Here is a 6,622-nt window from a genome sequence, read left to right as displayed (position 1 = left end):
GAGTGGCTCGACGCGCCGCTCAGCTTGCGCGACGTGGCCGATGCGCCGCTCGTGATCTTTCCGCGGCGTCTCGCGCCAGGGTTTTATGACATCATTATGGATTGCTACGGCGTCGCCGGTCTGACGCCGCGCATTGGCCAGGAAGCCATCCAGATGCAGACCATCGTCAGCCTGGTGTCGGCCGGCATGGGTGTCGCACTGGTGCCGCAATCGCTGCGGAACCTGCGCCGCACGGGCGTGGTCTACCGGCCGCTGCGCGAATCGGTGCCGGCCATCGAGACCGGGCTGGTGTGGCGTACGGCGCAGGTTAGTCCGGTGCTGGCTGGCTTTATCGACATCGTGCGGGCTCACGCGGCCACCGTCGAAGCGCAGGCCGATCGGATGGGGCGAGCGGAGTGATTGAAAGCTGAACGCCTTACACTGCGCCTTTCTGCACGCTGAGGCGAACGCATCGCGTGGCGCTTCGTCCAATGCTTGGCGTTGGCGTTGGCGTTGGCGTTGGTGTTGGTGTGTGAGCATGCCAAGGAGTGCGGGCTCGCGACTCAGCCCTGCACGTGAGCCTTACCCGTGAGCCTTGTTAGAAACCGCTTTTGAACCTGAACTGCCCATAACAATACGATGCACATTCATCCCAATTTCGACCCGATCGCAATCCACCTTGGGCCGCTCGCCGTACGCTGGTACGGTCTGATGTACCTGGTGGGCTTCATCCTGGCGATCGTCGTGGGCCGTCTGCGCCTGCGTCTGCCGTTTGTCGCCGCGCAAGGCTGGACCGCCAAAGATATCGACGACATGCTGTTTTACGGCGTGCTCGGCACGATTTTCGGCGGCCGCCTCGGCTACGTGCTGTTCTACAAAGCAGACTATTACTTCGCGCATCCGCTCGACATCTTCAAGGTGTGGGAAGGCGGCATGTCGTTTCACGGCGGCTTTCTGGGCGTCACGCTTGCCATGGTGCTGTTCGCTTACCAGCGCAAACGCTCGTGGCTTCAGGTGACCGATTTCGTCGCGCCGATGGTGCCCACCGGGCTCGCTGCGGGCCGGCTTGGCAACTTCATCAACGGCGAGCTGTGGGGTCGTGTGACGGATCCAAACGCCTGGTGGGCGATGATGTTTCCGGGTGCGTCGGGTGACGACGCGATCTGGCTGACGCGACATCCGGAACTGGCCGCAAAGTGGCATCTGAACGAGATCTTTGCGCAATATCATATGCTGCCGCGCCATCCGTCGGAGTTGTATGAGATCGCGCTGGAAGGCATCACGCTCTTCTTCGTACTGTGGTTCTTCTCACGCAAGCCGCGGCCCATGGGTGCTATTTCAGCGGTATTTCTGATCGGCTACGGGCTGGCCCGCTTCACGGTGGAATTCGCTCGCGAGCCGGATGACTTCCTCGGCCTGCTGGCGATGGGCCTCTCAATGGGCCAATGGCTGTCGCTGCCGATGATCATCGCGGGCGTCGGTATTCTGGTCTGGGCGTACCGTCGCAAGGGTGGCGAAGCGGCCAAGGCCGTGGGCGCGAACTGAATGGCATAACGTTGCACCGCTCATGCGCGTGACGTTCTGCGCGCCTGAATAGACAAACGCCACGGCATGCCGTGGCGTTTTGCATATGCGGCGGCGCAAGACGTTGCGCCTGATGTGCCGCCAGGTCACTTCATTTGCACTGAGCCGGACACGGTGACCGTGACCGTGGAGGTACCGGCTTCAATCGGCACCGGCGCGGCGACCTTGCTATCCGCACTCATTGAGCGTGCGGCCATCATCATGACCGGACGCGGCATCACGCCCGCGTGGCCCACGTTCACCTCACGGATCGAATAGCCGCTGTAACCGAACGCCTGTGCGCCGGAACTGGCCTGCTGGCGGAACGAAGCGATCGCCTCGCCGGTGAGCTTCTGCTCGGCTGCGCGCTGCGCTGGCGGCGACAACGAGAACTGCACATTACCCACCTGCATGTTCGACGCCATCTGGCCAGCCAGTTTCGACGCCGCCGCGAAATCATGCGATTCCAGCACGACCTCCGTGCGGCCGCGCCATGCGGAAATACGACCGTCGCGATCGGTGGATGGATAGATCGAGAACGAACCGGTGCGCGCGGTCACACCGCTCACGCCCTTCGCCTGGCGCAGCGCCGCATCGGCGCGCTCGTTGAGCGAACTGGTCAACGCGGACGGGTCGCTCGCTTCCTGTTCGTAGAACAGGGTGATGTCCACCACGTCCTGCGGCACGTCTGCGCTGGCCTGGGCGTTTAGGGATAGCACCCCCGCCGGCTGGGCTTGCATGACTTCTTGCGCGCGAGCCGCAGTGGGTACGAGCGTCAGCGCGAGCGGGGTGGCGAGCGCCACGGCAAGCGCAACAGCGCGTACAGTTTTCTGGTTCATTGATGTGCTCCTTGCTTCAACTGGTTATGCGTGATGACGTTATTCGATGCCGCGTAAAGCGGCATTCGTTTCAGACACGGTACTTCATGCAGTGGCAAGCGGGCGCGGCGCGGTGAGCAGGACGAATCGTTCTACCCGATGGCACGACGTTTGCAAACCGCGCGTGTGATCCATGCATGCGAGCGGATTAGGCCGTCTTACAGTTGGCTTGGTTCCCTGAATGGGTGCTCGATGCAGTGCGACGCGCAGCCTCATGCGGTGCGGTTCGCGCGCTGGCTCAAACCAGGCGTTTGGTAATGAAGCGCCATTCCGCTTCGGTCACCGGCGTGATCGACAGGCGATTGCCTTTGGCGAGCACGCGCATGTCCGCGAGTTCCGCGTGCTCACGCAGCGCGGCCAGTGGAATCAACGGCAGTTTCTTTTTGAATACCACGTCGACAAGTAACCAGCGCGGGGTCTCCGCGGTGGATTTTGGATCGTAGTATGGACTCCTGGAATCGAACTGCGTGGGGTCAGGGTAGGCCGTCGAGGCGACTTCAGCGAGGCCGGCGATACCGGGCTCGGGGCAACTCGAATGATAAAACAGCACCCCGTCGCCCACTTTCATGGTGTCGCGCATGAAATTACGCGCCTGATAGTTGCGCACGCCGGTCCACGGCAAGATGTGCTTCGGTGCGTTGGCGAGATCGTCGATGCTTGCTTCGTCCGGTTCGGACTTCATTAGCCAGTAGCGCATGAATCGAAGTGAACGTTGAGTTGAACAAACCCGGTTGAACACACCGTACGAAAACCGGGCCCAAAGAAAAACGGCACCGGACCGAAGTCCGATGCCGTTAAATAAGGTCCCCGCCTTAGCCGCTAGGCCGGCATCCTGAACCGGAGATTCAGAATTGGTCGCAGTTAGCAGCACTTCGGGTACATCAGACAGAGTGACGCGCACACCCGTGCTACAAATTTCCGCAACCGTGCACATGGCATTGGTTCAAGGAATATATGACCTTGGCGAACCAGGCAGGGAAGCTAAACCGATTGAATTCAAACGTTTGCTGTTGCTCGAGCAGACATTGTGCTTGAATTCGCAGTTGGCTGCAGGGGGAACTGCGGACCAACCAAAGAGGACACTTTAAACCTTTTTACTGCATGCTGTACTGCTGAATCACAGTACCTAGCTGTTCGTTCATCTGGTGCATTGTACGCCGGATTTCCTCAGCGGGAAATGCTTCTCCATGCCGGACGCTCGCTTGCAACTTAAGCAGTTCCGATGCCAGCGACAGCGCAGCCATCACCGCAATACGGTCGACGCCACGTACATTGCTGTTTGAGCGGATCTTCGACATTTCGGCGTCCACACGTGCCACTGCTTCAAGCAACGCTGCTTCGGTTTCCGGCGAGCAGGCGAGGCGATAGGGCTGGCCGAGAATCGATACTTCGATCTGCTTGGTGGTCATGCATTTTCTCCGTGGCGGGTGACTTCGCTACCGGCTTCCTCGGCGTGCTGCGCGCCATGCTCCGACTCGTGTGCGGGCGCGAGCAGATCAAGCTGATTGTCCGGCTCGCTATGGGAACGTGCACGCGGCAGTTTTTCGAGGATTGCGTTCAGGCGCACTTGTGCGTCGTCGATCTTGGCCGACAACGCATCGCGCTCCGCCTGCAGGGCGTCGCGTTCCTCACGCATCTGCGCGAGCTCCGCGCGAGTTGCCTCGGATTCGGCTCGCACATTCGCGAGCTGCGTTTCGAGAGCCTGACGCGCTTCATTGTGGCGCTGGCTGATCGCAATCAGCTTGCCGATATTTTGTGAAAGTGTTTCGAGTTCGGTGAGCATGTGCTGCGTCCTCTAAAGACATGGCATTTTAGCGCGGAATATCGCAGGTTCCGACAATTGTCTCGTTTCGAGACGTAACAGCATCGATTTATGCAGACTTCAGATGGCCGAATTGGCATGGACGTCCCCCTCAATCGCTCATGACGGGCCCATCGTCTGTCTGCGTTCCCACGTAAGAGGTTTCAGTTTGACCTTTCTTGACGGTCGTTCTGGTCACTCATAAACTTGCGGCACTTTGGTGCCCGCATGCGATTTTCTCTTTCGTGTGTAGTTATCGTGGCAGTGAAGCGGGAAACAGGGAGCGACGCTCGCCGCGAGCGTAACCGACCTGTGTTCACCACAAAAGCAGGCGAGCGCATTTTCATGCAGGTCGACCTGAACATGTGGTTCAACTGCGAAGTCGCGAGTGTGCCATTGCGCGCGATGCGTGGGAAGGCGGGTCGATGATTGTTAGCCCGAATATCGGCCAGAGAGAGGGGGCGCTGCCCACGCATGCAAACGCGCGCTGTCGATGCACGGAGCGTGCCTGACGGCCGTGTTCTCATGACGCAAAGGTTTGCGGGGAGCGGACCGCGCATGCCACGAACCGGAATCCATCCTATGTTTTCACCCACCGCGTGCCTGGTGCCGCTGGCCGCGGCAGGGCCGCGCGAATGAACCGTCTGTCAGTGCGAACGATGCCCGTCATGCACGCAAGACGGGCGGCGGTGATCTGGTGCGTGCTCGCAGCGTTGACGCTGGCCGTGCTGATTGCTTCGCTTGCGCTTGGCAGCGTGCCGCTCACGCCATCGCGTGTGCTGGCGGCGCTGTTGCCTGCGCACGGCGTAACCGCTGATCAGAGTGATCTCGCGGGCGAAATCGTGCGGACGCTGCGTTTGCCGCGCGCACTTGCTGGTTTCGCCTGCGGTGCATTGCTCGCGGTAGCCGGTGCGCTGCTCCAGGTCTTGTTGCGCAATCCTCTCGCAGAACCGTATGTGCTCGGCGTGTCCGGTGGCGCGGCAACCTTTGCGCTGTCGGCCATGATGACCGGTTGCGCGTGGTGGCTTGTCGACGTCAGTGCTTTTGGCGGCGCGTTTGTCTCGATCCTGCTGGTGCTGGGCCTCGCGCGTCGTGAGTTATGGCGTGGTGAGCCACAGGACACGTCGCCGCGTTTGTTGCTGACAGGCGCGGTGATTGCAGCGGGGTGGGGCGCGCTCATCACCTTGCTATTGACCATGACGCCGGATAACCGCCTGCGCGGCATGCTGTTCTGGCTGACCGGCGATCTCAGCGCGAGCGGCGCGCCCTGGCTTGCACTTGCTGCGCTCGTGGCCGTGCTGATGGCGATCTTGCCCGCTGCGCCACAATTGAACGTCCTGTTGCGCGGCGATGCGATGGCCCAGTCGCTTGGCGTCCCGGTCGTGCGTCTGCGCTTGCGTGTCTACCTGGTGGCGTCTCTCGCCGCTGCCGCTGCGGTGACGACGGGCGGCACGATCGGCTTCGTGGGCCTCGTGGTGCCGCATACGTTGCGGCTCGCTTTCGGTAACGATCAGCGGATGTTGCTGCCGGCCGCGGCACTCGGCGGCGGCATGGCGGTGATGGGAGCGGACCTGATTGCTCGCACGGTGATTGCGCCGGCGCAGTTGCCGGTGGGCGTGATCACGGCATTGATCGGCGTGCCGGTGTTTCTGTGGATGCTGCTGCGCAGGCCCCGATGATGAGAAGCACCGTTCCCGACTCTCCGCTGACCACGCCCGCCACGCTCAGCGCGCAGCGCGTGACGCTGCGCGCCGGTTCGCGCACGCTGCTCGACAGCTTTACGCATACCTTCTATTCCGGCGAGGTGTGGTGCATTGCCGGGCCCAATGGCGCGGGCAAGACCACGTTGATTTCTGCGCTAGCCGGCCTCTTGCAGCCAGCCGCGGGCCATGTCGAGATCGATGGCACGCGCCTGGCCAATTGGGCGCCGGCGTCACTGGCGCGGCGTCGCGCTCTGATGCCGCAAAGCACGCACGATGCATTCAGCACCAGCGTGCTCGACATTGTGATGCTGAACCGTTTTCCTCATCTCACGGGCTGGGGATGGGAGCGCCCAGATGACCGCGCCGCCGCGCACGGCGCGCTTCAGATGCTGGATTTGAGCAGCTTCGCGTTACGCGATGTGCTTTCGCTATCGGGCGGCGAGCGGCAGCGCGTCGCGCTTGCCGCCGCCTTCTGTCAGGATGCGCCATTGATGCTGCTCGATGAGCCGCTCGCGCATCTGGACCTGCGCCACCAGATAGACTGCCTTGAAGCATTGACGAGCTGGGCCACGGCGGGGAGACGTACAGTCGTGTTTTCGTGCCACGACCTCAACCTGGCGCGGCGCTTCGCGACTCACGCGCTGCTGCTGGATGGCGCGGGCATGGCCTTCGCAGGTCCGGTGCGCGAGGTGCTGACG

8 protein-coding genes and 1 other RNA gene are annotated in these 6,622 nt (G+C 61.9%); 4 read left to right on the top strand and 5 right to left on the bottom strand.

Annotated features, from left to right (window positions below; genetic code table 11):
• Positions 1-399, top strand: a 399-nt coding sequence (locus WCA85_RS03905; RefSeq protein ID WP_424061862.1) for a LysR substrate-binding domain-containing protein, incomplete at its 5' end; no start/stop codon positions are given.
• A 219-nt stretch (positions 400-618) separates the two neighbouring features.
• Positions 619-1,524 (top strand): prolipoprotein diacylglyceryl transferase, encoded by a 906-nt coding sequence (gene lgt / locus WCA85_RS03900; protein WP_424061861.1) that lies wholly within the window; start codon positions 619-621, stop codon positions 1,522-1,524.
• Positions 1,525-1,649: 125 nt separating this feature from the next.
• Here lgt and WCA85_RS03895 read toward each other — a convergent pair whose 3' ends face one another.
• The 5 genes from WCA85_RS03895 to WCA85_RS03875 all read right to left on the bottom strand — a co-directional run bounded on the left by WCA85_RS03895 (position 1,650) and on the right by WCA85_RS03875 (position 4,203).
• A complete protein-coding gene (locus WCA85_RS03895; protein ID WP_424061860.1) occupies positions 1,650-2,381 on the bottom strand; it encodes an SIMPL domain-containing protein in 732 nt (243 codons plus the stop codon).
• 277 nt (positions 2,382-2,658) lie between these two features.
• Positions 2,659-3,117, bottom strand: coding sequence for an EVE domain-containing protein (locus tag WCA85_RS03890; protein WP_424061859.1), 459 nt, complete (start codon positions 3,115-3,117; stop codon positions 2,659-2,661).
• A 103-nt stretch (positions 3,118-3,220) separates the two neighbouring features.
• A non-coding RNA gene (ssrS, locus tag WCA85_RS03885) (6S RNA) lies at positions 3,221-3,402 on the bottom strand.
• Between the two features lie 112 nt (positions 3,403-3,514).
• Positions 3,515-3,829: a cell division protein ZapA gene (locus tag WCA85_RS03880; protein WP_424061858.1), complete on the bottom strand. Its 315-nt coding sequence runs from the start codon at positions 3,827-3,829 to the stop codon at positions 3,515-3,517.
• Positions 3,826-4,203, bottom strand: coding sequence for an ATPase (locus tag WCA85_RS03875; RefSeq protein ID WP_424061857.1), 378 nt, complete (start codon positions 4,201-4,203; stop codon positions 3,826-3,828). The genes WCA85_RS03880 and WCA85_RS03875 overlap by 4 nt, the downstream gene beginning before the upstream one ends.
• A gap of 686 nt (positions 4,204-4,889) precedes the next feature.
• Here WCA85_RS03875 and WCA85_RS03870 point away from each other — a divergent pair.
• A complete protein-coding gene (locus WCA85_RS03870) occupies positions 4,890-5,900 on the top strand; it encodes a FecCD family ABC transporter permease (RefSeq protein ID WP_424061856.1) in 1,011 nt (336 codons plus the stop codon).
• Positions 5,897-6,622, top strand: a 726-nt coding sequence (locus WCA85_RS03865; protein WP_424061855.1) for an ABC transporter ATP-binding protein, incomplete at its 3' end; no start/stop codon positions are given. The genes WCA85_RS03870 and WCA85_RS03865, both read left to right, overlap by 4 nt.

It is taken from the genome of Paraburkholderia sp., assembly GCF_049581445.1.
In the GTDB taxonomy this organism is placed as follows: domain Bacteria; phylum Pseudomonadota; class Gammaproteobacteria; order Burkholderiales; family Burkholderiaceae; genus Paraburkholderia.
The sequence above is the reverse complement of the archived record's forward strand: the minus strand, read 5'-3'. Positions and strand labels throughout refer to the sequence as shown.

What these genes read in the sequence shown, in the direction of transcription:
- WCA85_RS03890 (WP_424061859.1), bottom strand. Translation starts at nt 3,117, where the DNA reads ATGCGCTACTGGCTAATGAAGTCCGAACCGGACGAAGCAAGCATCGAC.
- WCA85_RS03875 (WP_424061857.1), bottom strand. Translation starts at nt 4,203, where the DNA reads ATGCTCACCGAACTCGAAACACTTTCACAAAATATCGGCAAGCTGATT.
- WCA85_RS03895 (WP_424061860.1), bottom strand. Translation starts at nt 2,381, where the DNA reads ATGAACCAGAAAACTGTACGCGCTGTTGCGCTTGCCGTGGCGCTCGCC.
- WCA85_RS03880 (WP_424061858.1), bottom strand. Translation starts at nt 3,829, where the DNA reads ATGACCACCAAGCAGATCGAAGTATCGATTCTCGGCCAGCCCTATCGC.
- lgt (WP_424061861.1), top strand. Translation starts at nt 619, where the DNA reads ATGCACATTCATCCCAATTTCGACCCGATCGCAATCCACCTTGGGCCG.
- WCA85_RS03870 (WP_424061856.1), top strand. Translation starts at nt 4,890, where the DNA reads ATGCACGCAAGACGGGCGGCGGTGATCTGGTGCGTGCTCGCAGCGTTG.